At 31.5% G+C, this 1,486-nt stretch carries 5 protein-coding genes; all 5 read left to right on the top strand.

Features of this window, described 5'->3' with window-relative positions:
- A partial coding sequence (locus tag PGY05_RS16485; protein ID WP_270476356.1) for a conjugal transfer protein occupies positions 1-258 on the top strand: 258 nt, incomplete at its 5' end.
- Between the two features lie 144 nt (positions 259-402).
- Positions 403-717 carry a DUF6442 family protein gene (locus tag PGY05_RS16480; RefSeq protein ID WP_055267761.1) on the top strand — a complete coding sequence of 105 codons (315 nt, stop codon included), beginning with the start codon at positions 403-405 and terminating at the stop codon, positions 715-717.
- Position 718: 1 nt separating this feature from the next.
- Positions 719-928, top strand: coding sequence for a helix-turn-helix transcriptional regulator (locus PGY05_RS16475; protein WP_007286202.1), 210 nt, complete (start codon positions 719-721; stop codon positions 926-928).
- Between the two features lie 14 nt (positions 929-942).
- Positions 943-1,272: a DUF3784 domain-containing protein gene (locus PGY05_RS16470; RefSeq protein ID WP_003061243.1), complete on the top strand. Its 330-nt coding sequence runs from the start codon at positions 943-945 to the stop codon at positions 1,270-1,272.
- 15 nt (positions 1,273-1,287) lie between these two features.
- Positions 1,288-1,486 (top strand): hypothetical protein (locus PGY05_RS16465; RefSeq protein WP_118753775.1); only part of this gene is annotated, 199 nt, incomplete at its 3' end.

Below are 1,486 nucleotides of genomic sequence, written 5' to 3'. Positions count from 1 at the left end.
TTTCTGGAAACATTCTTTAAGCTGTACCCAACAGCGACGGAAAAAGAGCTTGCTTACTATGTATTGGGAAATGTGATTGAACCTATCGGCAGGGACTACATTTATTCTGAACTGGTAAACCCTATCTTTATAAAGGACGGCGACAATGTGAAAGTCAAGGTTGCGGTAAAATTCATTGATAATCAGACAAAAGCGACGCAGGTATCGCAGTATGAGCTTGTGCTACATAAGGATAGTAACTGGAAGATTGTAGGATAAATGATATAGCGTGCATTTCCTATCAGATTTGCACGCTTTTACAAAACGACAAGAAAACTGTGCAAAAATATTGACTTGTAATGACCGAATGCTATAATATAAATGACAAGTGTACTTGGTATTATTTGAAGGGAGCGTTATATAATGGATAAAGAAAAAATACTATCACAAAACAAAAAAGAGAATCTATATCTTGATGAATACGAAAAACATATTAAACTTCAAGGGAAATCTTTTGGCTTAATGTTTGTTTTATTTATCTGCATTTTAATTCTTTTCATTAAAGCAGTTTGTAAAGAACCTTACTATGATATAATGACAATTATTGGGTCTGTGGCATTTGGCTCTATGGGTTATGAAGCACATATTTCAAAAAATAAATCCAAATTTGTTATTGCTTTATTCTTTCTTCTATTTATGGGGTATTACTTTTATAAATTTTTAATGATAGGTTTATAGAATGGACGAACATTTAATTTTGCGAAACAGATTAAAAACTGTACGAAAAGAAAAAAAATTATCACAAACAGAATTAGCTGAACTAGTCGGGGTTTCTCGGAATACAGTTAGTTCTATTGAAACTGGACAATTTAATCCAACAGCAAAATTGGCATTAGTGCTTTGTATAGCTTTAGATAAAAAATTTGAAGAATTATTTTATTTTGATTAAAGGAGAGAACGATTATGGAATTAGAGGAATTGATTGTTGAAATAGTTATAGGATTGTTTTTACTTTTTACATCTTATCAAATAGGTATAAAAGAGAATATTACTTTATTACATGGTTATCATTATACACAACTTGACCCTAAAGATAAAAAGGTGTTTACAAAAAAAATAGGAATAGGCACTTTACTGGTTAGTATTGGTATTCTTGTTATGCCGATTATCAATTTAATCTCTCATTCTGAATTAGGCTATTACATAGGTCTTATTTTGATTGTTGTAGGAGTGTTTTATATCATATTCATCATTGTAAAATACAACGGAAAACTTATTAGCTTTAAAAAGTAGAATTGAGGTATGAATATGATAGGACTGAACAAAAGAGATATAAAAAAGGCATTGAAAGCTGGTGCAAAAGCTGGCGGTGTATCATTGGCTGATGTTCGGGCGGATATTGAAGCTACGATTGATGAAGCTATGAATAGCACCGACCCAGAGGTGCAGGCAAATTTCAAAAAGTATTTTGGGAATAAACGCCCTACACCAGAAGAATATATTTATA

The sequence above is a fragment of the Coprococcus sp. AF51-11b1 genome, from assembly GCF_027682785.1.
GTDB lineage: Bacteria > Bacillota > Clostridia > Lachnospirales > Lachnospiraceae > Allocoprococcus > Allocoprococcus comes.
Note: the sequence above shows the minus strand (reverse complement) of the source record. Positions and strands in the feature narration are given on the sequence as shown.